Source organism: Micromonospora sp. TSRI0369, assembly GCF_001905625.1.
Lineage (GTDB): Bacteria > Actinomycetota > Actinomycetes > Mycobacteriales > Micromonosporaceae > Micromonospora > Micromonospora echinospora_A.
Genome location: NZ_LIVU01000005.1, coordinates 58,695 through 84,224, shown reverse-complemented (window position 1 = coordinate 84,224; position 25,530 = coordinate 58,695). Strand labels below are relative to the sequence as shown.

Below are 25,530 nucleotides of genomic sequence, written 5' to 3'. Positions count from 1 at the left end.
CGACTGCGGGGCTCGCAACACCGGCTCACTCCTCGCGCTCACCGGACCACCTCTGTTCCCTCAGGACCGGCCACCGTCCGCCAGGACGGGCCGTACCAGTGCTTGCCGAAACCCTCGTGGTGCACCTGGCCCGGCTGGTAACCGGCCGCGGTCAGCGCCGCCACCGAATCACCGACCATCTCGTCGGACCCGCACACGTACACGTGCCTCGACCGCCAGTCCCCGTCGGCCAGCACCCGGTCGGCCAGCCGCACCATCTCCCCCGGCCGCTGCGGATCCGATCCGGCCACGTACGACACCCGCAGCCACGGATGCGTCGCCGCCAACTTGTCGATCGCCTCGCTGTCGTAGAACTCCGTCCGCGACCGGGCCCCCACATACAGGTCGACCCGCCGGCCCGAACCCTCCGCCGCGACCTGCTCCACCAGCGCCTTCACCGGCGCCCAGCCGGTGCCCGCGGCCAACAGCAGCAGATCCGACGACCCCGCCTGCCACAACGTCAACCGGTCACCCACCGGTGACGCCAGATGGATCTGGTCACCCGCCGCGCACCCGTACACCAGACGCGACGACACCACACCACCCGGCGCGGCCCGCACATGCAGCTCCACCGTGCCGTCCGGACGCGGCGCGTTCGCCGGCGAGTAGTACCGCCACGACCGCACCGCCGGATGCGACACCCCGATCGACTGCCCCGGCGCGAACGGCAGCAGATACTGCGGGCGGACCGTCAGCACCGCCACGTCGAACGTGCGCTGCTCGTGCGACAGCACCTCCGCCACCCACCACGGCGGCGACTGCGACTCCGCCGCCTGCGCGCCCTCGGTCATCACCTGCGCCACCAGGCCGTACGCCGCGGTCCAGTCGGCGGCCAACTCCTCGGTCCACGCCTCACCGCAGAAATGCCGCAACGTCGCCAGCAGCGCCTCGCCCACCGCCGGATAGTGCTCGGCGCGCACCGCGAACTTCCGGTGATCCGCGCCCAGGTCCCGCAGGAACCCGACCAGCCGGTCCACCTGGTCCACGTGGGACACCACGTGCCCCAGCGCCGCCACCAGACGATCCCGCTGCCCGGCCATGTTCGTCGGGAACATCTGCCGGGTCTCCGGATGCGCCAGGAACAGCGTCGAATAGAAGTAGAGCGGCACCTGGTCGCCGTGCGCGGCGACCATGGCCCAACTCTGCTTCAGCCGTGCCGCGTCCACGCTCAGGCATCCCCCGCCGACACGACCTGATCGCGCACCTGACCCAGCACGACCTGCACGTCGGCGATCACGTCGCCCGGCACGCCCAGCTCCACGAGCGTCGCCGTCAGGTGCTCACCGACCTTCGCGTAGTGCCCACCCGGAATGTTCAGCGGCTGGTGCGCCTCGGCCAGCCCACGGCCGGCGTACTCGTTCGGCCCACCCAGCACCACCGCCAGCATCAACGCCAGGTGCCGCCGCTGCTCCACCATGTCCACCTCGGTGAAGTAGCCCGCGAGATCCGGATCGGCCAGCACCTTGTCGTAGAACAACTCCACAGCGGCCTTCACCGCCGCCGCGCCGCCGATGCGCTCGTAGTGGGAGATCGGGGTGGTCTCGCTCGTCACCGTCATGCTCGGTCCTTCCACCAGGGGTCCGCGGGCAGCGCCGCGTCAGGGGCTCGCCGTCCGGCGCGGCGTCACACAGCGTTCCACCGTGACGCCGACACGCCGACGACCGGAACGGACGATAGCGCGCCCGCCACCAGGCTTCACGCCGCCCCTGTCCCAATCCCGAGAACCGTCAACTACGGACAGTCAACAACCGCGGCGAATCCGATGAGCACACCGCAGCCAGCCCACCACCCATGGTCAACCCGCGACGCGTACCGTCCCTTTCGGACATTGCGCACCGACCCGCCGCGACCTGCGAATACACCGACCGGGCCGCGCCCACCCACCGGACCGGACTCACCCGGCCACGACACAGCACACCCCGTCACCAAAACACGAATCGCGCCGCACCCTTTTCGGGCGCGGCGCGATCCCGTCGACGAGACGCGACGCAGGTCACCCGGCCCGGCGCCGCGCCCGGCGCGCCGCCAGCTCGTCACCCACCGCATCCGACTCCGGCTCCGCCACCGGCGCAACCGGCTCCTGCCCACCCACCGGCTCCGCCGGCAGATGCGACAACGAACCCTGGATCTCCTTGAACGCCCCGCCGATCGCGATGCCGAACACGCCCTGGCCGCCCTGCAACAGGTCGACAACCTCCTCCGGCGACCGGCACTCGTACACAGTCGTCCCGTCGGAGATCAACGTGATGCCCGCCAGATCATCCACCCCACGCGAGCGCAACGCCTCAATCGCCTTGCGGATGTTCTGCAACGACACCCCGGCGTCCAACAGCCGCTTCACGACCTTCAACACCACCAGGTCGCGGAACGAGTACAACCTCGACGTCCCCGAACCCGAAGCGTCCCGCACACTCGGCACCACGAGCGCCGTACGCGCCCAGTAGTCCAACTGCCGGTAACTGATGCCCACCGCCGAACACGCGGTCACACCCCGGTAGCCGACGTCACCGTCACCGACCGACTCAGGCCCCACACCCGCCTGCTGCTCCGCACCCGGACCAGGATCCCGTGGCTCGTGCATCCGGACCAACCTCCCCGCGCCCGTGGCGGTGCCGCGCCGACTCCCCGTCACGCGCACCCCTCGACACGGCAACCCTATCGCCGCCGCCCGCCCTTCACCCGCAGGAGACACCGCGACACGCCGCGCGACCGCCCCGCAACACCACACACGGCGGCCAGCCGTCACCCACAGTGACAACCGCCGCCGCGCCGACCCCGGCCACCCGGCCGGGAACACCTCAACCCGCGAAGTCCTCCGGACGCACCTGGTCCAGGAACTCCCGGAACTTCTCCACCTCGTCCTCCTGCTCGTCCGGAATCACGATCCCCGCCTCGCCGAGGACCTGTTCCGCACAACGAATCGGAGCGCCGACCCGCAACGCCAACGCGATCGAGTCACTCGGCCGCGCCGACACCCGCACCCCGTCACCCAGCAGCAGATCCGCGTAGAACACGTTGTCCTTCAACTCGGTGATCTCCACCGCCCGCAACGGCGCCTGCAACGCCGCCAGCACATCCCGCAGAAGATCATGCGTCAACGGCCGGGCCGGCTTGACCCCCTGCTGCTCGTAAGCGATCGCCGTCGCCTCGACCGCGCCGATCCAGATCGGCAGATAGCGGTCCCCCTCGACCTCCCGCAGCAGGACGATCGGCTGGTTGCTGGGCAACTCCACCCGAACTCCGACCACGCTCAGCTCGCGCACCGCCGCCTCCGTGTCGTCGTCACCATGCACCGCGCCCTTCCCTGCACGGTACACGGACCAGGACACGGGAGTCCCACACGCTACGTGCACCACGCCTCGCCGGAGGGGCTTACCCCGGCAAGCCTACGACACGCTCCTCCGGCCAGATCTTTCCGCGCCACCCACGACGAAGGGCCGGGCGTCCACGACACCCGGCCCTTCCACCGACAACCTCACCGGCCCAACGTCGACCGCAGCCCCACCCGCACCAACGCCGCGTGCAACCGCTGCGACAACGCCACCAACTCCCGCGCCGTCTCCGCCGCACGAGCCCGCGCCGCGGGATCACTCTGCCGCGCCAACGGCGCCACAAGCTGCGCGAACAAACCGACCTCACGATCCGCCGCCGACCGGTACGCCCGCAGATGCCGAGGCTCCAACCCGTACGCCGCCAGACCCGCCACCGCACTCGCGATGATCAACGCGTCCGCGTCGTACCACCCCGGCGGATCCGACACCAGCACGCCCAGCCTCTCCAACTCCGCAAGCGTCGACTCGTCCACGCCACTACGAGCGATCAGCCCCGCCCGGTCCAGCCGCACCTCCGACGACTCGACCGAATCCACCGACTCCCGGCCCGGCACCTCGCCACCCGGACCCACAGCCACCAGATTCGGCCGCCCCCGCCCCGGCGACGGACCAGACCCGTCCCACTGGGCCAACTGCTCCCGGATCACCCGCAACGGCAGATACTGATCCCGCTGCGCGGTCAACACGAACCGCAGCCGCGCCACATCGTCCCAGCCGTACTTCCGATAACCCGCCGGCGTCCGCTGCGGCTCCACCAGGCCCTCGGCCTCCAGGAACCGCAACTTCGAGATCGTGACGTCCGGAAACTCCGGCCGCAACTGCGCCAGCACCTCGCCGATACTCATCAGCGCAGGCGCCCGCCCAGCCCCGGACGGCGTCGAAGCCGCAGGCTCGTTCACCCCCGGCCGGCCTCACCCTCCGGGCGCGGACCGGCGATGAACACCACCCGGAACTTGCCGATCTGCACCTCGTCACCGTTGCTCAACGTCGCCGCCTCGACCCGCTCACGATTCACGTACGTGCCGTTCAGGCTGCCCACATCCCGCACCGTGAAAGTCCCACCGTCGCGGTGGAACTCCGCGTGCCGACGCGACACCGTCACGTCGTCGAGGAAGATGTCACTGTCCGGGTGCCGCCCACTCGTCGTCACGTCGTGGTCCAACAGGAACCGGGCGCCCGCGTTCGGACCCCGGCGAACCACCAGCAACGCCATACCCGGCGGCAAAGAACCGGACATCCGGCTCGGCACCACATCGGTGTCCGGACCCTCCAGCACTTCGTCGAGCGAACCGAGATTGAGCGTCGAAGTGACGTCGAGCGGGGGGAACTCGTCGTCTGGGCGCGTCATGGGACCACCTCACGGATCTGTTCGGTCGGCGTCAAGGAATGCCGGTTCTGGCCGCCGGGCAACACCACACCCGGCGGCTGGCTCCCCGTGCCCGGGAAGGCGCATTCCGCAACGCTCAAACTATTGGTTCTCGGTCGACTGGGCGAGCCTAGCCAGCGCCGAAATGCAGGGCAACCGGACGCGCGGAACCTCGCCGCCGCCCGGAACAGCACGAACTCAGCTCTCGGTGAGCTCGCGGTACGCATCAGCGGTCAACAACCCCTCGACCGCCGCCGGATCATCCGGAGTGATCTCCACCAACCACCCCGCACCGTACGGATCCGTGTTGATCACCTCAGGGGTGTCGGCCAACGCCTCGTTGCGCGCCGCCACCGTGCCGCTCAACGGCGCGTAGATCTCCGACACACTCTTCGTCGACTCGATCTCGCCCAGCGACTCGCCCGCCGCCACCACCGAACCGGAATCCGGCAGCTGCACGAACACGATGTCACCCAGAGCGTCCTGCGCGAAGTGCGTGATACCGACGCGGACGACACCACCGTCACCACCGACCACCCACTCGTGCTCGGCGGTGTACCGCAGATCCTCAGGAATCACCAACTGCGTCCTTCGTCATCGGTGCACCGGAGAAACCGGCGCGGCCGCGACCGGTCAGGAAACCGGCCGGGCGTGGTCCAGCTTGATCGGCGCGTGCAGCTGCGAAACCTCCACAACCTCACGATCCTCGGAGGTCACGTTACCGCCGCCGTCCCGCACCGATGCGACCACCCCGCCAGGAATGTTCAACGCCGTACGCATCGTCGCCGGATCCCCGATCACCATGATCGTAAACGGACCCGTCAGCCGCCGCCCGTCCACCACCAGATCACCTTCGGCACCGTCCACGAAATACGTCGACGCGATGACCCGCACCGCCGAACCATCAGCGCCCTGGATCTGCATCGCCTCCGCGCCCGCACCCCGCAGCTCCTGCACCGCGTCCAGGATCCGCGTCGACGACACCGCCTTCGCCGGCCCCGAGAACCGCACCTCCAGCCCCGGACCCACCGCCGGCAACGTACCCGCCAGGATGCCCAGCTCGTCCGCCCGCCGCGTCGCCTCCTCCAACGCCGCCTGCCGACCCTGCTCACCCGAGCGCAACTGCCGCTGGCTCTCCTCCAACGCCTCGATGTCCTGACGCAGCCGCCGCTCCCGCGAATCCAGATCCGACGAGATCCGCACCAGGTCCTCCTCCCGCGTCGCCGCGAGCGTCGGATCCGTCGACGTCGTCTTCAACTGCACCACGAGCGTGAAACCCAGCAACGCCAGCAGCACCGCGATCATCAGACCCGCCGAGGAGAACCGCCGCGCCCGCGACGGCTGCGTCACCGCACCCGGCTCCGGCTCGGACTCCGGCACCGCCTCCCGCTCCGCGGGATCCTCCTCCGGCGCCGGCTCCACCGGCGCCAACGGGCTCAACTCGTCCGGATCGGGCGCGTCCGGGCGCGGATCCGGCTCACCCGCCGGACCCGACGGCCGCTCCGGCTCCACCGGACGCGGCCACCCCGTCCCCGTCTCCCTGTGTTCCTCACTCATCGCCACAAACCTACGCCCGGAACAGGTGCCGACGGATCGCCGCCACATTTCCGAAGATGCGCACCCCGAGCACGACCACCACACCCGTGGACAACTGACCACCCACGCCCAACTGGTCACCCAGATACACGATCAGCCCCGCCACCAGCACGTTCGAGATGAACGACACCACGAACTGCTTGTCGTCGAAGATCCGGTCCAGCTTCGCCCGCACCCCACCGAACACCGCGTCCAACGCGGCCACCACCGCGATCGGCAGATACGGCTGCAACGCCGCCGGCACCGTGGGGTCCAGATACACCCCGAGCACCACACCGGCGAGCAACGCCAGCACCGCGATCATCGGCCACCTCCCGAGGGGCTGGAAGAACCACCCGGGCCGGACGACCCGGGACTCGACGAACCGGCGGCCCCCGAACCCGACGGACGCGGACTCGGACTGACCGAAGGCTCGGCGTAGCGTAGCCGCGGCTGCGGCGCCGCCGGCAAGGTGAGGTCGTCGACCCGCTTCACCCCGAACGACAGCCCCGTCGTCCGCGCCACCTCACGCATGAGCGCCGCAGCGCGGCTCTCGTTGAACCGGTCCCGCATCGACCGCGGCCCGATCGCCTGCACCTCGTACGGACCCGTCACCGGCCGGTAGTCCACCAGGATCGCCTCACCCGCCGACCGGATCGTCGACGTCGCGGTCAACCGCTGCCCGTTCACCGCCACCGCCTCGGCGCCCGCCGCCCACAACGCGTTCGCGACCTTCTGCAGATCCGAGTACAGCACCCGGGACGGACCCGCGTCCCCGGTGGTCACCCCGTCCTGGTCCGCTGTCGCGTCGGCCAGCCGCACCACGACGCCGTCACCGCGCACCCGAGCCAGCCCGGTGCCCGCCTCCAGCGTGCGCAACCGGGACGCCTGCGAACCGCTCAGCGCCGCGTCCCGCTGCCGGCCGACCTCCTCGCGCAACTGCTCCGCCCGCTCGGTCAACCGGTCGGTCTCCGCCTCACGCCCCTTGATCTCGGCGATCAGCCCTGCCCGCGCCGTCGCCCGGCTCGGCTCCTCCGCCATCGTCTCCCGGTACGCCACCGCGAACAGAAACCCGATCACCGCCAGGACCAGCAGGCTCACCGGGCGGCCCAGCACCTGCCGCACCCGCGACACCGGACCCGCCGCCCGCCGTGCCGCCGCGTCCCCGTACCCCGGGTCCAGCGGATTGCGGAACAGCTCGGTCAGGAAGTCCGGCGCGTACACCCGGCTCGACGGGTCGCGCTCCTTCTCCCCGTCCCCCGACGTCGGCCTGGTCATGCCGCCGCCTCCGCGCGCCGCGCGCGCATCCGCCGCACGAGCCGGCTCGCCTGCACCACGTACATCGCGCCGGCGACCCAGTAGAGGACCAGGCCCCACCAGCCCAGGCCCCAGCCGATCGCGCCGGTAGCGGTGCCGATGCCCGGCGCGGCGTCGGCCAGCAGCAGGAGCGGGAACGCCGCCAGCAGCAGGAAGGTGGCGGTCTTGCCCACGTAGTGCACCGGCGGCGGGCCGTAGCCGTAGCGGCGCAGCACCCCGAGGGAGACCACCAGCAGCAGCTCACGGGCCAGCAGCGCCCCGGTGAACTGCCAGGGCACCACCTCGCGCGCGGTGAAGGCGAGCAGCGTGGCCAGGATGTAGAGGCGGTCGGCCAGCGGGTCGAGCAGCTCGCCGAGCCGGCTCACCTGCCCCAGCCGGCGGGCGATCCAGCCGTCCACCCAGTCGCTGGTGCCGCCCACGGCGAGCACCACGATGGCCGCGACGTCGGCCTCGACCACGAGGAACAGGTACAGGAAGATCGGCACGCCGACGAGCCGGACGAAGCTGATCAGGTTGGGCAGCGTGAGGACGCGGTCTCCCACGACCGTGGCATCCCCGGAATCCGGGTGCTCCGCTGGAGCCGGCCGACGCGACACCGAACCCTCCCTTCGCAGCACGGTCCGGCAGCCGGACGAGCGGCCGCTGGAGGGACGTGCGCGTTGCCGGCCGGTCAGACGCCGGCGCCCTCTGTGATCCCGGGCTGGGACCTCCCCCGACGGCCGGTGATCACCGGCCGCTCAGTTGCGCTGCCACTATATCGGGCTCCCCCGTTCCGACCGGGGGCCGCGCTGCGTCGTTGCTCAGTGGTGTCACGGTGGGGACCGTCACAACCGCTTAGGCGTCCTAGGACACTAGCTGACCATCACGGCCGACGACGACGGGCCGCGATGGAAGGGCGGGATCAGGCGGTGCGGGCCGTGGAGTCGGCGTCCGCCTGCGGCGCGGCGGCCGTGGCGGCCTGGCTGAAGGCCACCAGCGCCAGCAGCAGCTCGTGCTGCGCGCGGTTGGGCATCCGGTCGAGCACCGCCTGGACCGCGAGGTGCCGGCGCTCCTGCAGGTCGCGCAGCAACGTCTCCGCCGCGGCGGTCGGGATCAGCCGCACCTCTCGCCTGTCACGCGGATCGGCCACCCGGCGCAGCAGGCCGACGGCCTCCAGGCGGTCACAGAGCCGGCTCGCCGACGACGGGACCACGTCCAGCAGCTCGGCCAGCCGGTTCACGTTGGTGTCCGGATGGGACACGATCAGCGACAGCACCCGCAGCTGCGTCGGTGAGACGCTGACGGTGTGCCGTGAGGTCGCGGAGTCGAGCACACCGATGAGCGCCTCCGCAGCCGACTCGATGGCCGCGGCAAGATTCGGAGGTCGCTCCACCCGCTGTCCCCTGCGATCGTCCCGCTCGTGTTCGCTCCGCCGCCCCGATCACTGCCCCGTGACGTCGTCGGACCGGCCGGAACCGCGCCAGTCCAGGCAGACGACGACCGCGTCGTCACGGAGATCCGCGTCGGCGTGGTACGCATGCAGTTCGCGCATCACCGTACCAACTGCCTCGGTCGCCGGCTGCAGCCGAGTGGCCCGCATCGCGCGCGCCATGGCCCGAGTGCCGTACGGCTCCTGGCCGTCGGGCTCCGCCGCGTACACCCCGTCGCTCACCACGAAGAGACGATCGCCGGGCTCCAGAGTGAACTCCTGCACGTCGTACCGGGTCTCGGCGAACATGCCCAGCGGCAGTTGCTGCTCCAGCGCGATCGGGGTGACCCGCCCTCCGCGCAGCCGCAGCAGTTGCGGGGAACCGGCGTCCACCGCCCGCACCACGCCCCGGCGGCTGTCCAGCTCCAGCAGCAGCGTGGCCACGTGCCGGCCGCCCCGGTGCTGGTAGTAGATGGTGTCCGAGGCCAGCTCCGCCTGCTCGACCAGACTGCCGCCGGAACGCCTGGCGTTGCGCATGGCGTTCACAGTCATCGCCGTGAGCAGCGACGCGGCCAGCCCGCTGCCGGTGCCGTTGAGCACGGTGAGGGTGAGACGTTCGCAGTCCACCGACCAGTCGAAGTGGTCACCGCCCACCGTGTACGCCGGTTCGAGCTGCCCGGCCAGCAACGCGTCGCCGTGGCGCACGCTGCGCCCGGGCAACAGGTCCCACTGCATCTCCGCGGCCATGCTCAGCCGTTCCCGCCGCCGGGCGCGGCGGTACCTGTCGGTCTCGCGGTCGGCCGCGCGGATGGCCACGGCCAGCTCACCGGCGGCGTCGCGGGCCGCCTCCACTGTGGCCGCGTCCGGATCGCCGGGCAGCTCGACCATCAGCACGCCGAGCCGCTCCCCCCACACCGACAGCGGCAGGTAGGCCCGGCAGCGGCCGTCGTCGGTGATGTCCAGGACCGGCTCCTGGCTGCTGAAGCAGCGTTGCGCCACGGTGTGTGCCGGCTGCTGGCCGTCGTCGGGCAGGTCCGGGTCGAGCACCGGCCAGAGGCCGCTGGCGCGGTAGTCGGCGACGAACACCTCCGCCCGCGCGGCCCCGAGCGTCTGGCGCAGCACCGCGTCCGCGGTCTCCACCAGCTGGTCGGGGGGCGCCGTGCGCAGGGCACGTGACACCGATCCGGACGCCTCCGGCATGCTCATCCTCCGATGACGACTATTGCTACAGGGCAAACATCATACGAAGGACCCCCGACAGCCGAACGGGCCGCCTCGACCGGCGCGGCTCAGTCCGCCGGTCGCAACGCCAGCGCGCCGTAGAACGCGTCCGGCACCTGCTCCGGCTCGCCCTCGGGCCGCCACCGGGCCACCGGTACGACGCCGTCGTCAGTGGGACGCCAGCGGCCCAGCAGCGGCGCGAACCGGTCGGGCGCGCGCATCCGGAACGCCGGGCCCATCATGGCCAGCGCCTGCGGGTGCCCGGCCAGCTCCTCGCTGTCGAAGTCGATCGCCAGCCGGCTGCCCGGCGCGACCGCCTGGTACAACTCGTCCAGCGTACGGGCGAGCGTGTCGTCGTCCAGGAACGCGGCCAGCCCGAGGAACACCACTCCGACCGGCCGTCTCCCCCACCCCGGCACGAAACGGTGCAGCTGTGCCCGGTCGACGGTGCCGATGTCGGTGGCGTCACCGTAGCCGTAGCCGGCGCGGTCACTGCCGGCGAGCAGGCGCTGGCCGAGCCGGACCGTCTCCGGGTCGACGTCGGTGTAGAGGACCGTCGCCTCCGGCGCGACCTCGTGCACGTTGCCGCAGGTGGGCACGCCCGCACCGAAGACCAGGAAGCCGTCCACGCCCTCGTCGGCCATGGCCCGCACGGTCCGGCCCAGGAAGGCGCGCAGCGAACGGAAGATCGCCGCGCAGGGCCCGTACGCCGCTTCGAACGCGGCGGCCGCGGCGACGTCGACCGGACGGTGGTGCCGGCCACCGAGCCAGTAGTCGATCATGCGGGCGGTGCTCGGTCCGTCCGGCTGATCCATCGACGGGCCTCCCTCCCGTGGGCGCTGCACGCCAGCGTACCGACCGGGCGACCGGCGCGGTATCGCCCCGGGCAGGTCCCGCCGGCCGCGATACTGGCCGCGGGAGCGTCGGCCACGAGGAGGTACCGGGTGAACTCCGCTGACGGCGCGGCCGTGGTGGTCGGGGTGGACGGCTCCGAGCCGGCGACACGAGCCGTGCTCCTGGCCGCCCGGGAGGCTGCCCGCCGCAACCGGCCCCTGCGGGTGGTCCACGGATTCATCTGGCCGCTGCTGGGCGTGCCGGTGGCCGCTCCGGACGGGGCGCCGCCGCACGCCGGCCTGCGCCACCAGGCCGAGCAACTGGTCGCCGACGCGGTAAACGCCGCCCAGGCGCAGGAGTCCGGGCTGCACATCACCGGCGAGATCATCGACGGGGAGGCAGCCGCCGTGCTGATCGGCGAGTCCCCCACCGCCGCCCTGATCGTGCTCGGCGACCGGGGACTCGGCGGGTTCGCCTCGCTGGTGATCGGCTCGGTCGCGCTGCAGGTCACCGCGCACGCCGACTGCCCGGTGCTGGTTGCCCGGGGCACGGCCCGCGACACCGGCCCGGTGGTCGCCGGCGTGGACGGCTCCGCGCTGTCCCGCGCCGCCGTCGAGTTCGCCGCTGACGCGGCGTCCTGCCGTGGCGCCCCGCTGCGCGTGGTGCACGCCCGCCCGGGCGGCCGGGCGGCGCAGGCCGGCGAGGAGGAACGGCTGCTCGCCGAGTCGGTCGCCGGCATCGCCGAACGCTGGCCGGACGTGCCGATCACCCGCGATGCGGTGCACGCCCGCCCGGTCGCGGCGCTGACCGAGGCGTCCCGGGACGCCCAGCTGGTCGTGGTGGGCCGGCAGGGCCGCGGCGAGCTGAGCGGCTTGCTGCTCGGCTCGGTGAGCCAGGGCATCCTGCACCGCTCCGCGTGCCCGGTCGCGGTCGTCCGCACCCCGGGCTGAGCGCATGGTTGGTCCCGGCCCGGGCGGGTAGACGGGTTCGTCAGCCGACAGCGACCCGAGGAGGCAGTGATGCCAGGACCACGTCCGGGAAGCAACGCGTACGACAAGCAACGGGCACGGCTGCGCGACCTCGTCGAGCAGTCCGGGCGGGCCACGGACAAGGAGGCCAACCAGGTCGCCAACCGGATCCTGCAGGACGACCGCGGGCAACGCGGCGTCGTCCGGGGCGAACGCGCCTACGGCCCCAAGGGCAACCGGGAACCGGGTGACCCGAAGTGAGGACGGCAGCCGCCGTCGACGGCGCCATCGCGGGCGCCGTCGGCAGCGCCGTCCTGAACGCGGTCTCCTACCTCGACATGGCGGTACGGGCGCGGCCGGCCAGCAGCACGCCGGAGTCGGTGGCCGGGCGGCTGGCCGACGTCACGCACGTCGACCTGGGCCAGGACCAGCAGGCGGCGAACCGCCGCTCCGGTCTGGGCCCGTTTCTCGGATACGCCACCGGCATCGCCGCGGGGGCCGCATTCGGCCTGCTCGCCGCGCGACGGCGGATCCCGTTGCCGCTGGCCACTGTGCTGCTCGGCGGCGGCGTGATGGCCACCTCCGACGGCTCGATGACAGTGCTCGGCGTGACCGACCCGCGTACCTGGCGGCGCAGCGACTGGGTCTCCGACCTGATCCCGCACCTGGCGTACGGGCTGTCGGCCGCAGCCACCTGGCGGCGACTGCGGCCGACGTCGGCTCGCGGTTAGCTCTCGTCGTCGGCCACCGGCTCACCGGCCGGGCCGTACGGCGACACCTGCCCCTTGGGGACAGGCCGGCCCGCGTCGGCGTTCGACGTGCCCCGGCCTCGCGAACGGCTGCCCGCCTGGGTGGCCGTCTTGCGGCTGTCCTGGCTGGTGGCGCCGAGGTCGTTCCGGCGCAGTTCCTCCTGCTGCGGCTTGACCACGGGTCTCTCCTTCCCGGTGGTGCGCACGGCCGTCGACCGCGCGCCCGACCCGCGTACCCGTCACCGCCGGGCGCATTCCGGATCGGCGCGGGGGTCTGGCCGGGGCCGGGGCGGGTAAGCCGGACGGATGCCAGACGATCGCAACGTCGCGCGCGCCCTGCTGGACCGGCAGTCCCGCACGTACGCGGAGGAGGCCGGCATCGCCCTCGCCGACCGGCCCGGCCCGCTCTACCAGTTGCTGGTGCTCACCACACTGCTGAGCACCCGGATCCGCGCGTCGGTGGCGGTGGCCGCGGCCCGCGAGCTGTTCGCCGCCGGCTACCGCACGCCGCAGGCGATGGAGGCGGCGACCTGGCAGGACCGGGTCGACGCGCTGGGCCGGGGCCACTACCGGCGTTACGACGAGCGGACCGCGACCATGCTCGGCACCGGCGCCCGGCTCTGCCTCGACCGCTGGCACGGCGACCTGCGCCGCCTGCACCAGGAAGCCGGCGCGGACCGGGCCGCGCTGCGCCGGTTGCTCACCGAGTTCCCCGGCATCGGCCCCACCGGGGCGGACATCTTCCTGCGCGAGGCGCAGTCGGTGTGGCCGGACGTGCGCCCGTACGCCGACCGGCGCACGCTGGCCGGGGCGAAGCGGCTGGGCCTGCCGGCGAGCCCCGGCGAGCTGGTCGGGCTGGTCGGCGAGGCGGACTTCGGGCGGCTGGCGTCGGCGCTGGTGCGGGTGGCGCTGGGCGAGGAGTCAGCGGGCGAGGTGAGCCGCAGCGCCGCCACGGCCCGCTGAGAGCGCTACTTGGCCGGCCCGGGCTTGGTCAGGTTCCAGGCCAGCAACGAGGCGAGCAGCGCCAGCAGCACCACACCGCCGGAGACGCCCTCCTCGCCGCTGCCGCGGCTGCCCGAGAAGCCGAAGTAGATCACGGCCAGTCCGGCCAGCACGGTGATGAACGTACGCAGTCCTCGGTCCTTCACGCCCGCACCGTACGACCGGCGGCGGCGCCCGGGGCGCGGATCGGGCGGCCGTCCCCCGTCCGGGTGTCAGTCGGGCGCGCGGCCGACCGCCGGGCCGCGCAGCCGCACCCGCCGGATCGCCCGTCCCGCCACCTCGAGCACCTCCACGGTGAGGCCGGGCAGCCGCACCCGCTCCCCCGGGCCCTCCGGCAGCCGGCCCAGCCCGGCCAGCACCAGCCCCGCCACAGTGGTGTACTCCCGCGACAGCGGGAACGTCACACGTACGCCCACGTCGGGCAGGTCGTGCAGCGGGAAGTCGCCCGGCAGCAGCAGCGCGCCGTCCGGTTCCCGCTCGGCCCGGCGCACGTCCCGGTCGGTCTCGTCGTACAGCTCACCGACGACCTCCTCGAGCAGGTCCTCCATGGTGACGAGCCCGTCCACGCCGCCGTACTCGTCGACCACCAGGGCCAGCTGCTCGTGCCGCTGGCGCAGGTGCCGCATCGCGTCGGCCACCGGCAGCGTGCCGGGCAGCAGCACCGGCGGGCGGGCCCGGGCGCCGACCGGCGCGCCGTCGGCGTCCACCAGCTCGCGGATGTGCACCACGCCGCGTACGTCGTCGAGCCCGCCGGGCCCGGTCACCGGCGCCCGGGACCGGCCCGCGCCCGCCAGCAGCCGCATCGCCTCGGCCGCCGGCAGGTCCACCGGCAGCGTGGTCACGTCCCGGCGGGCCACCAGCACCTCGCGCAGCGTACGGCCGGCGATGTCGAACGCCCCGGCGAGGATCTCCCGCTGCTGGGCGGACAGGCCACGCTGGCTGACCAGCATTTCCCGCAGCTCCTCCTCGGTCACCTCCTGCCGGTTGGCGCGCGGGTCGCCGCCGGCGAGCCGGACCAGCAGGTCGGTGGAACGGCCGAGCAGCCACACCGCCGGCCGGGACAGCCGCGCCAGCAGGTCCAGCGGCCCGGCGCTGAGCAGCGCCCACCGCTCCGCCGTCTGCATGGCCAGCCGCTTCGGCGCCAGCTCTCCCACCACCAGCGTGAGGAACGTCAGCAGCAGCGTCACCAGGAACACGGCCACCGGGCGGGCGGCCCCGCCGAGGAACCCCAGCGGTCCGACGAGCGGCTCGGCGAGCGTCACCGCCGCGGCGGCCGAGGCGAGGAACCCGGCGAGCGTGATGCCGAGCTGGATGGTGGCCAGGTAGCGGTTCGGTTCGCGGCTGAGGCGGCTGAGTCTCGCCCCGGCCCGCCCGGAGCGCGCCAGCCGGCGCAGCTGCCCCTCCCGCAGGCTCACCAGCGCCATCTCGCTGCCGGACAGCGCGGCGTTGACCAGGACCAGGACGGCCACCAGCGCGACCTGCCCGCCCATCAGTCCGTCTCCAGGTCGTCCAGGGAGATCGCGTGGGTCATCAGCCAGCGGGCCAGCGCGGCCATCCCGAACAGCCACAGCGGCGCCGACTCGGTGGGGCCGTTCGTGGCGTAGATGGCGAATCGCAGGTCCGGGGCGCGGTATGCCTCGATCCGCCATTTGTGGTTCTTGTCCCGCCAGACCGCGGAAGGGTCCATGGCGTCACGGTAGGTGACCGGAGCGGGCGGGCGACGCCTGTTGACTCAGCCCGGCGGGTGGACCACCTCGCGGGCGTCGTCGGGCAGCCGCCGGGTGGCCCCGCGCCGGTCCAGCAGCTCCAGCAGCGGCACCGCCACCCGCCGGGTGGTGCCGAGCGCCTGCCGGGCGGCGCTGAGCGTGAACGGCTGCGGCAGCCCGGCCAGGACGCGCACCGCGTCGTCGGGGGCGCCGGGCAGCAGCACCACGTTCTCGGCAAGCTTGAGTAACGCGCCGGCCCGGACGGCGGCGCCGATCTCGCGGGGGCCGAGTCCGAGGTCGGCCAGGTGGTGCGCCTCGGGGGCCTGGAACGGGCGGTCGCCGTACTCGGCCCGGACCCGGTCCACCGCCCGCGCCACCGGGTCGGGCAGCGTGTGCTGCGGGGCGGCGGTGACCAGGCCGTCGCGCAGCCGCAGCGGCGGGCGCAGCAACGCGGTCACCAGGGCGCGCTCGGGCAGGTCGAGCCGGTGGCGCAGCACGTCGACAGGCACGCCCGCGGCGAGCGGGTGCTCGGCGGTGTACCGGGTCACCTCCTCGGTGAGGCGCCGGCCCAGGTCACGCCAGTGCTCCGGGTCGGCCAGCCACTGCCCGGCCACCGGCGTCGCGGTCGGCGCGACGCCCATCCGGGTCAGGTCCCCGGCCCGGATCAGCCGTCGCCGCCGCAGTTCCCCGGCCAGGTCCGGTCGCCCGTCCAGCCCGGCGAGCACCGCCGCGCGGGCGGCTGCCGCGCCCCGACGGCGCAGCGGCGGCGGGTCCACGTCCAGCACCGTGACGCCACCGCAGACGTGGTGCCGGCCGGGGTCGCGCAGCAGCGCCCGGTCCCCGATCAGCAGCGGCAGCGGCCGGGCCAGGCGCAGCCGGACCGTGTCCGGGCCCAGCGGCCGGACACGGGCGGGCACCGCCGCCGAGCCGGCGTGCAGCGTGAGCGTGGCCGGCAGGTCGGCGGCCGGATCGCCGGACAGCCGCACGTCGAGCAGGTCGGTACGCCCGAACCGGCCGGGCGTGAGCAGCGCGTCGCCGCGCCCCACCCGGTCCCGGGGCAGGCCGCGCAGGTTCACCGCGACCCGGGCCACCGCGTCGACGGCGGTGTGCGCGGCGCCGAGCGAGTGCAGTCCGCGTACCCGTACCGCCTCGCCGGTGCCCGCCAGCTCCAGCTCGTCGCCGACGCGCAGCCGGCCACCGCCGAGCGTGCCGGTGACCACGGTGCCGCTGCCGCGTACCGTGAACGCGCGGTCCACCCAGAGCCGCACCGGCGCGTCCGGGGCCGGCTCCGGCAGCCGGGCGACCAGGCGATCAAGCGCGGCGCGCAGCTCGGGCAGCCCGGCGCCGGTGACCGCGGAGACGGGCACCGCCTCCACCTCGCCCAGCGACGTCGCGGCGATCTCCGCGCGGGCCCGCGCCGTGGCCGGACCGGGATCGGCCAGGTCCGCGCGGGTGACCGCCAGCAGCCCGTACGACACGCCCAGCGCGTCCAACGCGGCCAGGTGCTCGGCGGACTGCGGCATCCAGCCCTCGTCGGCCGCCACGACGATCAGCGCGGCCGGGACCGGGCCGACACCGGCGAGCATGTTCGGCACGAACCGCTCGTGCCCGGGCACGTCGACGAAGGCGATCGTGCCGCCGGAGGGCAGCGGAGTCCAGGCGAAGCCGAGGTCGATGGTCATGCCCCGGCGGCGTTCCTCCGCCCACCGGTCCGGTTCCATCCCGGTCAGCGCCCGCACCAGCGTGGACTTGCCGTGGTCGACGTGCCCGGCGGTGGCCACCACCCACATGCCGGTCAGTCCTCCACGCTCAGCACGGCCGCGCGGACCCGGTCGTCGGCGCCCTCCGGCACGGCGCGCAGGTCCAGCAGGAGCCGGCCGTGCAGCACCCGGCCGAGGATCGCCGGCCGGCCGGTGCGCAGCGGCTCGGCGTACCGCTCGGGCAGGCTCAGCGCCCACGAGTCCAGCTCCACGCCGGGCGCGCCGCCGCCACCGACCACCGCCGCGCTGGGCACCACCTCGGCCTTGCAGCCGTCCTCACCGAGCCGGTCGCGCAGCCGCTCCACACGGGCGCGCAGCCGGACCGGGTCGGCGTGCAGCGCGTCCCGGGTGGGCGTGCTCGGCGCGTACAGGGTGGCGGCGAGCGCGGCGAGGGTGAGCTTGTCGACCCGCAGCGCCCGCGCGAGCGGGTGCCGGCGCAGCCGGTGCACCAGGTCGGCGTCGCCGAGCAGCAGACCGGCCTGCGGGCCGCCGAGCAGCTTGTCGCCGCTGGCGGTGACAAGGTGCGCGCCCGCGCGCAGCGTGGTGGCCGCGTCGGGTTCGGCGGGCAGCAGCGGGTCCGGCGCGAGCAGCCCCGACCCGATGTCGACCACCACCGGTACGCCGAGCGTGGCCAGCTCGGCCACCGGCACCGCCGAGGTGAAGCCGGTGACCACGAAGTTCGACGGGTGCACCTTGAGCACGAAACCGGTCTGCTCGCCGATCACGGCTTCGTAGTCGGCGCGGGTGGTGCGGTTGGTGGTGCCCACCTCGCGCAGCCGGGCGCCGGTGCTGGCCAGCAGGTCGGGCAGGCGGAACCCGTCGCCGATCTCGACCAGCTCACCGCGGCTGACCACGATCTCCCGGCCGGCGGCGAGCGCGGTGGCGGCCAGCGCCAGCGCCGCCGCGCCGTTGTTCACCACGTGCACCGCCCTCGCGTCGGGCACGGCGGCGGCGAGCGCGTCGAGCGCCTCCCGGCCGCGCCGGGCCCGCCGGCCGGTACGCAGATCCAGCTCCACGTCGGTGTTCCCGGCGGCGGCGACCAGCGCGTCCACCGCGGACGGGGCGAGCGGGGCGCGGCCCAGGTTGGTGTGCAACACGACGCCGGTGGCGTTGAGTACGGCGCGTGGCGTACGGCTGGGCAGGTCGGCGAGCGCCGCGTCGCGTACCTGGTCGGGGGTCAGCTCGCCGCGGCGGGCGCGGTCCTGCGCGCGGACGACGGCGGCCTTGACCCGGTCGCGGCCCAGCGTCACGGCGGCGGCGGCCAGCGCGGGATCGGCGAGCAGCGCGTCGGTGCGCGGCACCCGCCGTCGCGGGTCGACCTCACGCATCGTGCTCTCCCGGGAACGGTTTGGCGGAGACGGACGGGAATCGAACCCGCCTGGCCCGGGTCCCGGACCACACCGGTTTTGAAGACCGGGAGGGGCACCAGCCGCCTGAACGCCTCCACGCAGCAGTCAACCACAGCGGGCGGGAGGCCGCCCGGGAAGGTGTCAGTCCTGGTCGGCGGCCCGCCGGTCGGCGCGTTCGCGCTGCGGCACCACCGTGTAGCGCGGGTCGCGCGCGGAGGCGACGCCGCCGTGGAAGATCCCGAACCGGGTGCACACCGACGCGGCGATCAGCGCGGCGCCGGACAGCGCGGACAGGACCCGGCTGCGGCGGCCGACCAGCGCGCCCGCCACCCCGGCGGCGGTCAGCGCCCGCCCGGCTTGCAGCAGCTTGCCGGGCGTGCCCTGGGTGTAGGGCTCGCTGAGCAGCCCGAGCCGGTTCTCCACCCGGTGCGAGCCCCACAGCTCCATCGCCGCGCCCGCGACCGCGAGACGCCGCGCCGGGCCCGCCTGCCCGGGCGGCGCGGCGATCAACCCGACGCCGGCACCGCTGGCCAGCGCGCTGCCCGCGAAGATGGCCGGCAGTTCCGGGTACGCCTCGTGCCACGACGGCACCGCCGTGTCCGCCAGCAGCACCCCGGTGTACGTGGCAAGCGCCGGCGCGGTGACGGCGGCGGCCATCCCGGCGGTGTGCCCGACCGGGGGCAGCAGCCGGCGGCCGAGCCCGAGCAGCCCGCGCTCGGGCAGCAGCGGGGCGGCCTCGGCGATCGCGGCGATCCCGGCGGCCGGGCCGAACACGCTGAGGATCCAGGTGCCCACCGACATCGGCGAGGTCACCTTCGCCACCCGCAGCATGTGGTGGAAGCGCGACGGCCGGCCCAGGTCGTTGACCAGGAAGTAGGTGCTCGCGCCGACCCCGGCCAGCGCGGCGATCCGGCCGGCGCGGCGCAGCGCCGGACGGCCGGTGAGCTGCCCGCCGGCGGCCAGCAGCGACGATCCGGCGGCCAGCCCGCCGGTGAACAGGTACGCGGCGATGTCCCACCGCCACACCGGCGGCTTGAGGACGGGCCGGCCGTAGTAGGAGGTGAACTCGGCCGGCGGCACGTTGAGCTGCTCGCCGCCGCCCTTGCCGCCCCGGCGTCGGCGCGGCGCGGTGTCGCGGGGCGGGTGCGGGGCCAGGCCGGCGTCGCGGGAGCCGGCGTCGGTGCGGCCCACCCCGGGACCGGCGGCGGTGGCCCGGCTGCCGCTCTCCCGCCCGGCGGCGTTGCCGTTCTCCTGTCCGACGGACAGGCGCTCGCGGAAGCGGCGGAACAGGTCACCGACCGGGCGGTCCGGGCTCACGACGATCCTCCGACGAACGCGGCGACGGCAGCCGCCGCCATGGCCAGCGCGGCAAACCCGGCCCGCTTCCACATCTTCGGCAGGTCCCGGGTGGTGACCACCGGGTCCGGCGGCAGGCCGTACACCTCGGGCTCGTCGAGCAGCAGGAAGAACGCGCCGTCCCCGCCGACGCCGTCGGTCGGGTCGTGGCCGTACAGACGCGCCTCCGGCACACCCCGCTCGTGCAGCGCGGCGACCCGCGTGGCGGCGCGTTCCCGCAGCTCGTCGAGCGGGCCGTACTGGATGGACTCGGTCGGGCAGGCCTGCGCGCAGGCGGGCGTCATGCCCGCGCCCATCCGGTCGTAGCACAGCGTGCACTTCCACGCCCGGCCGTCACCCTTGCGCTGGTCGATCACGCCGTACGGGCAGGCGGAGATGCAGTAGCCGCAGCCGTTGCAGATGTCCTCCTGCACCACCACAGTGCCGAACTCGGTGCGGAACAGCGAGCCGGTCGGGCACACGTCCAGGCAGGCCGCGTGCGTGCAGTGCTTGCACACGTCGGACATCATCAGCCAGCGGAAGTCGGAGCGGGTCTCCGCGCCGCTGTCCCGCCCGGGCGGCTGCGCGCCGGGCATGCCGAGGAACTCCGGCCCGGCCGCCATCCGCGCCGCCGCCTCCGGCTGTCCCGGCGGCAGACCGGGATTCGTGCCGGTGTCGAGGGCTGTGACGGCACCGGCCGCCGCGGACGCGGGGCTGGTCGCCGGGCCCGTCGGGTCGCCCGCGAACGGCGGCGTGCGGTGCCCGGCCGGGCGGGGCTGCTCGATGAACGCGACGTGCCGCCACGAGTTCGCGGTCAACGCGCCGGTGTTGTCGTACGACATGCCGAGCAGGTCGAACCCCGAGTCGGGGACGCCGTTCCACTCCTTGCAGGCGACCTCGCACGCCTTGCAGCCGATGCAGACGCTGGTGTCGGTGAAGAAGCCCATCCGGGGCGGCGCCGACACCCAGCCCGCGTCGGGGGCCGGGTCCAGCGGTCCGTACAGGCTGTTGGCGTCAGGCATCCGGCTCCCCGTCCTGGTGCGCGGCGGGCGACCGCTCGTCGGTGCTGCCGGCGGCGTCGTCCCCGCCGGCCGCGTCGGTGGTCACCATCGGGACCTTCCGGTCCGGCGTCATCCCGGCCCGACGCTGGTAGTCGCCGACCAGGTCCAGCAGCGCCGGACCGGTGGGACGACGGCCGGGCCGGATGTCGCAGGTGCCGACCTTGCTCTCCTGGATGAGCACGTTCGGGTCCAGCGTGATGCCGAACAGGTCGTTCGCCGAGTCGCCGGTGACCAGGCCCTCGCTGCCGAAGTGGTAGGGCAGCCACACCTGGTGGATGATCCGCCCGTCCACCCGCAGCGGGGTGAGCCGGTCGGTGACGAGCACCCGCGCCTCGATCGCCGCGCGGCCGCTGATCAGATGCGCCCAGCCCAGGTGCGCCAGCCCGACCTCGCCGGCCAGTTCCGGGGACACCTCGACGAACATCTCCGGTTGCAGCTCCGCCAGGCGCGGCACGGTACGGCTCATCCCGCCGGCGGTGTGGTGCTCGGTGAGGCGGCTGACGGTGAACACGTACGGGAAGACCTGGCTGTGCGGCTCCGGCGGGCTCGGGTTCATCCGGTTGATCGGATGCTCGTAGACCTTGCGGGTCGGGTTGGCCTGCTGACCGTAGAGCGGGTTGCGCATCGGCGACTCGGCCGGCTCGTAGTGCGCCGGCAGCGGGCCGTCCAGGACGCCGGTCGGCGCGTACAGCCACGCCTTGCCGTCGCCCTGCATGACGAACGCGTCGTCACCGGCGAGCCCGGCCGGCCCGGAAGCGCCCTCCGGCGGCCGGTACGACGGCGGTTTCGTCTTCTCGAAGTCCGGCACGTCGTACCCGGTCCACTCGCCGGCGTCCGGGTCCCACCAGACGTACTTCTTGCGCTCGCTCCACGGCCGGCCCTCCGGGTCGGCGGAGGCGCGGTTGTAGAGCGTGCGGCGGTTCGCCGGCCAGGCCCAGCCCCACTCGGCGGCCACCCAGTCCTGCTCGTGGCGGGACCGGCGGCGGGCCGCCTGGTTCACGCCGTCGGCGTAGACGCCGGAGTAGATCCAGCAGCCGACGGCTGTGGAGCCGTCGTCGCGGGCCTCGACGAAGGCGTTCAGCAGGCGGCCGGTGGCCACCTCGTACCCGTTGATCTCCTTGAGCACCGCCTCGGCGCTCGGCTCGTCGTGCGGACCGTGCGTCGGGTAGTCCCAGGCCAGGTCCAGCAGCGCCCGGTCGCGACGCTCGGTGGAGGCGGCCAGCTTCTCCCGCAGCACGCGGCCCAGGTGGTAGAAGAACCACAGCTCGGAGCGGGCGTCGCCCGGCGGGTCGACAGCCTTCTCCCGCCACTGCAACAGCCGCTGCGTCTGGGTGAACGTGCCCTCCTTCTCCACGTGCGAGGCCGCCGGCAGGAAGAACACCTCGGTACGGCACTCCTCCGGCACGATCTCGCCGGTGGCGATCTCCGGGCTGTTCTTCCAGAACGTGGCGCTCTCGATCATGAACAGGTCGCGGACGACCAGCCAGTCGAGGTTGGCCATGCCGAGGCGCTGGGCGCGGCCGTGCGCCGAGCCGACAGCCGGGTTCTGACCGAGCAGGAAGTAGCCCTTCACCCTGCCGTCGATCATGTTCAGGACCTGCTGGTACGTCCCGTGGTCGCCGGTCATCCGGGGCATGTACCCGTAGCAGAAGTCGTTCTCCGGCGTCGCCGCGTCACCCCAGTACGCCTTGAGCAGGCTCGTCGCGAACGCGCGCGAGTTGCCCCAGAAGCCCTTCTGGCCCGGGCGCCGGATGCTGTTCACCCACTCGTCGAACGTCGGGTGGTCGGCGTGGTGCGGCATCGGCAGGTAGCCGGGCAGCAGGTTGAACAGCGTCGGGATGTCGGTGGAGCCCTGGATGCTGGCGTGGCCGCGCAGCGCCAGGATGCCACCGCCCGGGCGGCCCATGTTGCCCAGCAGCGTCTGGATGATCGAGCCGGTGCGGATGTACTGCACGCCCACGCTGTGCTGGGTCCAGCCGACGGAGTAGACGAGCGCGCCGGTGCGCTCCCGTCCCGAGTTCTGCGTCCAGGCGCGGGCCAGCTCCAGGAACTTCTCCTCCGGGATGCCGCACACGCGGGCCACCATCTCCGGGGTGTAGCGGGAGAAGTGCCGCTTGAGGATCTGGTAGACGCAGCGCGGGTGCTGCAACGTCTCGTCCCGCGGCGCCTGCGCCGGCACCGGCTCGCCGTGCGACTCGTGCTCCAGCCCGGAGGCCGAGTCACGTTCCTTGCCGGTGCCCCGGATCCTGGCGCTGTCCTCCTGGCCTTCGTACTGCCAGCTGGCGTGGTCGTAGGAGCCGGTGTCCGGGTTGTAGCCGGAGAACAGGCCGTCCAGGTCCTCGGTGTCGGCGAACTGCTCGCTGACGATGTTGGCCGCGTTCGTGTACGCCAGCACGTACTCCCGGAAGTCCAGCTCGTTGTCCAGGATGTAGCGCACCACGCCGCCGAGCAGCGCGATGTCCGTGCCCGCCCGGATCGGCAGGTACGTGTCGGCGAGCGCGCTGGTGCGCGTGAACCGCGGGTCGACGTGGAAGACCTTCGCGCCGCGCTTCTTCGCCTCCATCACCCACTGGAAGCCCACCGGGTGGGCCTCGGCCATGTTCGAGCCCTGGATGATGATGACGTCAGCGTTGGCGAGGTCCTGCTGGAAGTCCGTGGCGCCGCCGCGACCGAAGCTGGTCCCCAGACCGGGGACGGTGGCGGAGTGTCAAATACGGGCCTGGTTCTCGATCTGGAGTGCCCCCATCGCGGTGAACAACTTCTTGATGAGGTAGTTCTCCTCGTTGTCCAGCGTCGCGCCACCGAGGCTGGAGATGCCGAGCGTCCGGTTCAGCGGACGACCTTCGTCGTCGACGTCCTCCCAGGTCTCCGCGCGGGCGGCGAGGATCCGGTCGGCGATCATGTCGAGCGCGACGTCGAGGTCCAGGTCCTCCCACTCGGTCGCGTACGGCCGGCGGTAACGGACCTTGGTCTGGCGCAGCGGGCTTGTCACCAGGCTCTTGCTGGCCGAGCCCTTCGGGCAGAGGCGGCCGCGCGAGATCGGGCTGTCCGGGTCGCCCTCGATCTGGGTGACCTTGCCGTCGGAGTGGAAGACGCGCTGCCCGCAGCCGACCGCGCAGTACGGGCAGACCGAGCGGGCCACGCCGTCGGCGGTCTCGGTGCGGGGGGCCAGCTCGGCGGAGCGGGCCGACTGGGCGGCGGCGCCACGACCGAGCGGATCGGTGCCGGTGAGTTGCCGGTAGACCGGCCACCCCTGGATGAAGGTCTTCAGACCCACCCGGGCACCCCCTCAGCGTCGAGAACGGCTCTCACCTCTTCCTTCTCACCCTAGGCCAGGTGCCGGAGGCGTGCGAGTCGAGCCCACAGACAGAGCCGCCCCGGCCATTCGGCCGGGGCGGCTCTGGGCGTCGGTGTGCATGTCGCCTCTCGGCGAGTGGCGCGACGCGGCTCCAGCCGAACGGTATTCCGCGAAGGCAATTTAGGTGAGGCCCGGGGACACTGAACACACCGACGCTCTGCACAACGGTAGCGGGGTCACGGTTCTTCCGCTCGTTCGTCGTGACCCCGGTCACCGCCGGGTCAGCTGTTCCAGTGTTCGGCGACGAGGTCGGCGGCCTGCTGCTCCCACTGGGCGTAGTGGTCCGGGTAGGCGCTCACCTGGACGGTCTGGGCGGCCTTGGTCAGCGGCATGTCCTGCCAGCCGTCGACCTGCTTCAGACCCTTCAGAAACGCCGTGGTGGAGTACTCGGGGTCGGTGATCTGCTCCACCGTGCCCCACCCGCTCGACGGGCGCTGCTGGAACAGGCCCTGCGAGTCGTGGTCGTTGCGGTCACCGAGGTGGCCGAGGTTCTCCAGCTTCGACTCCTGCAGCGCGGTGGCGATCGAGACGACGGCGGCGCGCTCGTCCATGCCGGCCTTCTTGGTGGCGGCGATGATGGCCTTGACGTTGGCGGTCTGCTCGTCGGTGAGGTCGATGTGGGACTGGTTGCCCTGCACGCCGTGCGGGATCAGCGCGGCAGTGTCGAGCTTCGCGGCCTGCGTGGTGACCGCGGCGTCGCGCGCGGTGGGGGCGGTGTCGTGGTTGAGGGGGCCGGCGGCCAGGCCACCGGCAACGGTCAGACCGGCGATACCGAGGATGCTCTTACGCAGAATGCTGTTCATGGGGGGCTCCATTCGGGGGTCGACGCACCCAGGGGGTGGGTGCGTGGGCACCGTCAGGCGCTCAAAAAGTCTTCGGGGGATCCGGCTCGCTGCTCGTGGTGCGGGGGCCGGAGGCATGTGCAACGACCGCCGCCCCGCGTTCATTCCGGGGCCTGTCATCCGCCCGCGGGGTGCGAGGGGGATGCTGCTGCGGTCATTCACCAGGTATAACGCCTGGCCGCCGCCACCGATTCCGCCAGCCAGGTGTCCCCGACCACCCCGAAACCCGACACCTCACCCCGCTTCCGGACACCGGCCCCGGCCCACCCCGCCCGTGGCCCCCGAAAGCGTCGATCATGAGGTTGGCG

General features: G+C 73.3%; 28 protein-coding genes and 1 tRNA gene. 4 read left to right on the top strand and 25 right to left on the bottom strand.

Translation table 11 applies throughout. The features are described 5' to 3' along the window. Positions 1-38 precede the first annotated feature (38 nt). The 14 genes from AMK25_RS17610 to AMK25_RS17545 form a co-directional block, all read right to left on the bottom strand. Complete coding sequence (locus tag AMK25_RS17610) at positions 39-1,205, bottom strand: globin domain-containing protein (protein ID WP_073829458.1); 1,167 nt, start codon at positions 1,203-1,205, stop codon at positions 39-41. 2 nt (positions 1,206-1,207) lie between these two features. Further along, positions 1,208-1,597, bottom strand: a complete 390-nt coding sequence (locus tag AMK25_RS17605) for a group I truncated hemoglobin (RefSeq protein WP_073829457.1) — start codon at positions 1,595-1,597, stop codon at positions 1,208-1,210. Positions 1,598-2,032: 435 nt separating this feature from the next. After that, entirely contained in the window at positions 2,033-2,620 is a 588-nt protein-coding gene (locus AMK25_RS17600; RefSeq protein WP_192900227.1) for a MerR family transcriptional regulator, read from the bottom strand. A 217-nt stretch (positions 2,621-2,837) separates the two neighbouring features. Beyond that, on the bottom strand, positions 2,838-3,302 hold the full coding sequence (locus tag AMK25_RS17595) for a bifunctional nuclease family protein (RefSeq protein ID WP_043330120.1): 465 nt from the start codon (positions 3,300-3,302) through the stop codon (positions 2,838-2,840). A 212-nt stretch (positions 3,303-3,514) separates the two neighbouring features. After that, entirely contained in the window at positions 3,515-4,216 is a 702-nt protein-coding gene (ftsR, locus tag AMK25_RS17590; RefSeq protein WP_192900285.1) for a transcriptional regulator FtsR, read from the bottom strand. 50 nt (positions 4,217-4,266) lie between these two features. Beyond that, positions 4,267-4,719 (bottom strand): oxoglutarate dehydrogenase inhibitor Odhl, encoded by a 453-nt coding sequence (odhI, locus tag AMK25_RS17585; protein ID WP_030503922.1) that lies wholly within the window; start codon positions 4,717-4,719, stop codon positions 4,267-4,269. Between the two features lie 216 nt (positions 4,720-4,935). Further along, a complete protein-coding gene (gene gcvH, locus AMK25_RS17580) occupies positions 4,936-5,316 on the bottom strand; it encodes a glycine cleavage system protein GcvH (protein ID WP_043330119.1) in 381 nt (126 codons plus the stop codon). 54 nt (positions 5,317-5,370) lie between these two features. Next, a complete protein-coding gene (locus AMK25_RS17575; RefSeq protein ID WP_073829455.1) occupies positions 5,371-6,294 on the bottom strand; it encodes a DUF881 domain-containing protein in 924 nt (307 codons plus the stop codon). Positions 6,295-6,304: 10 nt separating this feature from the next. Continuing rightward, a complete protein-coding gene (locus tag AMK25_RS17570) occupies positions 6,305-6,637 on the bottom strand; it encodes a small basic family protein (RefSeq protein WP_007071104.1) in 333 nt (110 codons plus the stop codon). Next, positions 6,634-7,590, bottom strand: coding sequence for a DUF881 domain-containing protein (locus AMK25_RS17565; protein WP_073829454.1), 957 nt, complete (start codon positions 7,588-7,590; stop codon positions 6,634-6,636). The genes AMK25_RS17570 and AMK25_RS17565 overlap by 4 nt, the downstream gene beginning before the upstream one ends. Then, on the bottom strand, positions 7,587-8,225 hold the full coding sequence (locus tag AMK25_RS17560; RefSeq protein ID WP_073829453.1) for a CDP-alcohol phosphatidyltransferase family protein: 639 nt from the start codon (positions 8,223-8,225) through the stop codon (positions 7,587-7,589). The genes AMK25_RS17565 and AMK25_RS17560 overlap by 4 nt, the downstream gene beginning before the upstream one ends. 305 nt (positions 8,226-8,530) lie before the next feature. After that, a complete protein-coding gene (locus AMK25_RS17555) occupies positions 8,531-9,001 on the bottom strand; it encodes a MarR family transcriptional regulator (RefSeq protein WP_073829452.1) in 471 nt (156 codons plus the stop codon). Positions 9,002-9,049: 48 nt separating this feature from the next. Continuing rightward, positions 9,050-10,237 carry a PP2C family protein-serine/threonine phosphatase gene (locus AMK25_RS17550; RefSeq protein WP_073829451.1) on the bottom strand — a complete coding sequence of 396 codons (1,188 nt, stop codon included), beginning with the start codon at positions 10,235-10,237 and terminating at the stop codon, positions 9,050-9,052. An 89-nt stretch (positions 10,238-10,326) separates the two neighbouring features. Then, the gene (locus AMK25_RS17545; RefSeq protein WP_073829450.1) at positions 10,327-11,073 is read right to left on the bottom strand and encodes an SAM-dependent methyltransferase; all 747 of its coding nucleotides are present in this window, start codon (positions 11,071-11,073) and stop codon (positions 10,327-10,329) included. Positions 11,074-11,202: 129 nt separating this feature from the next. Here AMK25_RS17545 and AMK25_RS17540 point away from each other — a divergent pair, with 129 nt between their 5' ends. From AMK25_RS17540 to AMK25_RS17530, 3 genes are all read left to right on the top strand, one after another. Then, complete coding sequence (locus AMK25_RS17540; protein ID WP_073829449.1) at positions 11,203-12,042, top strand: universal stress protein; 840 nt, start codon at positions 11,203-11,205, stop codon at positions 12,040-12,042. Between the two features lie 69 nt (positions 12,043-12,111). Next, the gene (locus tag AMK25_RS17535; RefSeq protein WP_073829448.1) at positions 12,112-12,321 is read left to right on the top strand and encodes a phosphatidylethanolamine-binding protein; all 210 of its coding nucleotides are present in this window, start codon (positions 12,112-12,114) and stop codon (positions 12,319-12,321) included. Next, on the top strand, positions 12,318-12,791 hold the full coding sequence (locus AMK25_RS17530; protein ID WP_073829447.1) for a hypothetical protein: 474 nt from the start codon (positions 12,318-12,320) through the stop codon (positions 12,789-12,791). Before AMK25_RS17535 ends, AMK25_RS17530 begins: the two co-directional genes overlap by 4 nt. Here AMK25_RS17530 and AMK25_RS17525 read toward each other — a convergent pair. Beyond that, entirely contained in the window at positions 12,788-12,988 is a 201-nt protein-coding gene (locus AMK25_RS17525) for a hypothetical protein (RefSeq protein ID WP_073829446.1), read from the bottom strand. The genes AMK25_RS17530 and AMK25_RS17525 overlap by 4 nt on opposite strands. A gap of 127 nt (positions 12,989-13,115) precedes the next feature. Here AMK25_RS17525 and AMK25_RS17520 point away from each other — a divergent pair, with 127 nt between their 5' ends. Continuing rightward, positions 13,116-13,772, top strand: coding sequence for a hypothetical protein (locus AMK25_RS17520; protein ID WP_073829445.1), 657 nt, complete (start codon positions 13,116-13,118; stop codon positions 13,770-13,772). 5 nt (positions 13,773-13,777) lie between these two features. On the opposite strand, the gene AMK25_RS17515 is transcribed toward AMK25_RS17520, so the two are convergent. From AMK25_RS17515 to AMK25_RS17470, 10 genes are all read right to left on the bottom strand, one after another. Then, positions 13,778-13,957 (bottom strand): hypothetical protein, encoded by a 180-nt coding sequence (locus AMK25_RS17515; protein ID WP_073829444.1) that lies wholly within the window; start codon positions 13,955-13,957, stop codon positions 13,778-13,780. A gap of 66 nt (positions 13,958-14,023) precedes the next feature. Beyond that, on the bottom strand, positions 14,024-15,301 hold the full coding sequence (locus tag AMK25_RS17510; RefSeq protein ID WP_073829443.1) for a hemolysin family protein: 1,278 nt from the start codon (positions 15,299-15,301) through the stop codon (positions 14,024-14,026). Next, positions 15,301-15,498 (bottom strand): hypothetical protein, encoded by a 198-nt coding sequence (locus AMK25_RS17505; RefSeq protein ID WP_030503909.1) that lies wholly within the window; start codon positions 15,496-15,498, stop codon positions 15,301-15,303. Before AMK25_RS17505 ends, AMK25_RS17510 begins: the two co-directional genes overlap by 1 nt. A gap of 45 nt (positions 15,499-15,543) precedes the next feature. Then, complete coding sequence (gene selB / locus AMK25_RS17500) at positions 15,544-17,307, bottom strand: selenocysteine-specific translation elongation factor (protein ID WP_073829442.1); 1,764 nt, start codon at positions 17,305-17,307, stop codon at positions 15,544-15,546. Between the two features lie 5 nt (positions 17,308-17,312). Further along, positions 17,313-18,605 carry an L-seryl-tRNA(Sec) selenium transferase gene (gene selA, locus AMK25_RS17495; RefSeq protein WP_073829441.1) on the bottom strand — a complete coding sequence of 431 codons (1,293 nt, stop codon included), beginning with the start codon at positions 18,603-18,605 and terminating at the stop codon, positions 17,313-17,315. Between the two features lie 21 nt (positions 18,606-18,626). Next, positions 18,627-18,722 (bottom strand) — tRNA-Sec (locus AMK25_RS32215). 45 nt (positions 18,723-18,767) lie between these two features. After that, positions 18,768-19,943, bottom strand: coding sequence for an NrfD/PsrC family molybdoenzyme membrane anchor subunit (gene nrfD / locus AMK25_RS17490; RefSeq protein WP_073829440.1), 1,176 nt, complete (start codon positions 19,941-19,943; stop codon positions 18,768-18,770). Further along, entirely contained in the window at positions 19,940-20,983 is a 1,044-nt protein-coding gene (locus tag AMK25_RS17485; protein ID WP_073829439.1) for a 4Fe-4S dicluster domain-containing protein, read from the bottom strand. Before AMK25_RS17485 ends, nrfD begins: the two co-directional genes overlap by 4 nt. Next, complete coding sequence (gene fdh / locus AMK25_RS17480) at positions 20,976-24,299, bottom strand: formate dehydrogenase (RefSeq protein ID WP_241826395.1); 3,324 nt, start codon at positions 24,297-24,299, stop codon at positions 20,976-20,978. Before fdh ends, AMK25_RS17485 begins: the two co-directional genes overlap by 8 nt. A 302-nt stretch (positions 24,300-24,601) precedes the next feature. After that, entirely contained in the window at positions 24,602-25,183 is a 582-nt protein-coding gene (locus AMK25_RS17470) for a hypothetical protein (RefSeq protein ID WP_073829436.1), read from the bottom strand. Positions 25,184-25,530: the final 347 nt, after the last annotated feature.

Coding starts and splice junctions, on each gene's coding strand:
- AMK25_RS17470 (WP_073829436.1), bottom strand. CDS start 25,183: ATGAACAGCATTCTGCGTAAGAGCATCCTCGGTATCGCCGGTCTGACC.
- AMK25_RS17575 (WP_073829455.1), bottom strand. CDS start 6,294: ATGAGTGAGGAACACAGGGAGACGGGGACGGGGTGGCCGCGTCCGGTG.
- AMK25_RS17545 (WP_073829450.1), bottom strand. CDS start 11,073: ATGGATCAGCCGGACGGACCGAGCACCGCCCGCATGATCGACTACTGG.
- AMK25_RS17600 (WP_192900227.1), bottom strand. CDS start 2,620: ATGCACGAGCCACGGGATCCTGGTCCGGGTGCGGAGCAGCAGGCGGGT.
- odhI (WP_030503922.1), bottom strand. CDS start 4,719: ATGACGCGCCCAGACGACGAGTTCCCCCCGCTCGACGTCACTTCGACG.
- AMK25_RS17485 (WP_073829439.1), bottom strand. CDS start 20,983: ATGCCTGACGCCAACAGCCTGTACGGACCGCTGGACCCGGCCCCCGAC.
- AMK25_RS17535 (WP_073829448.1), top strand. CDS start 12,112: ATGCCAGGACCACGTCCGGGAAGCAACGCGTACGACAAGCAACGGGCA.
- ftsR (WP_192900285.1), bottom strand. CDS start 4,216: ATGAGTATCGGCGAGGTGCTGGCGCAGTTGCGGCCGGAGTTTCCGGAC.
- AMK25_RS17570 (WP_007071104.1), bottom strand. CDS start 6,637: ATGATCGCGGTGCTGGCGTTGCTCGCCGGTGTGGTGCTCGGGGTGTAT.
- AMK25_RS17520 (WP_073829445.1), top strand. CDS start 13,116: ATGCCAGACGATCGCAACGTCGCGCGCGCCCTGCTGGACCGGCAGTCC.
- AMK25_RS17505 (WP_030503909.1), bottom strand. CDS start 15,498: ATGGACCCTTCCGCGGTCTGGCGGGACAAGAACCACAAATGGCGGATC.
- AMK25_RS17550 (WP_073829451.1), bottom strand. CDS start 10,237: ATGCCGGAGGCGTCCGGATCGGTGTCACGTGCCCTGCGCACGGCGCCC.
- AMK25_RS17510 (WP_073829443.1), bottom strand. CDS start 15,301: ATGGGCGGGCAGGTCGCGCTGGTGGCCGTCCTGGTCCTGGTCAACGCC.
- AMK25_RS17565 (WP_073829454.1), bottom strand. CDS start 7,590: ATGACCAGGCCGACGTCGGGGGACGGGGAGAAGGAGCGCGACCCGTCG.
- selB (WP_073829442.1), bottom strand. CDS start 17,307: ATGTGGGTGGTGGCCACCGCCGGGCACGTCGACCACGGCAAGTCCACG.
- AMK25_RS17605 (WP_073829457.1), bottom strand. CDS start 1,597: ATGACGGTGACGAGCGAGACCACCCCGATCTCCCACTACGAGCGCATC.
- selA (WP_073829441.1), bottom strand. CDS start 18,605: ATGCGTGAGGTCGACCCGCGACGGCGGGTGCCGCGCACCGACGCGCTG.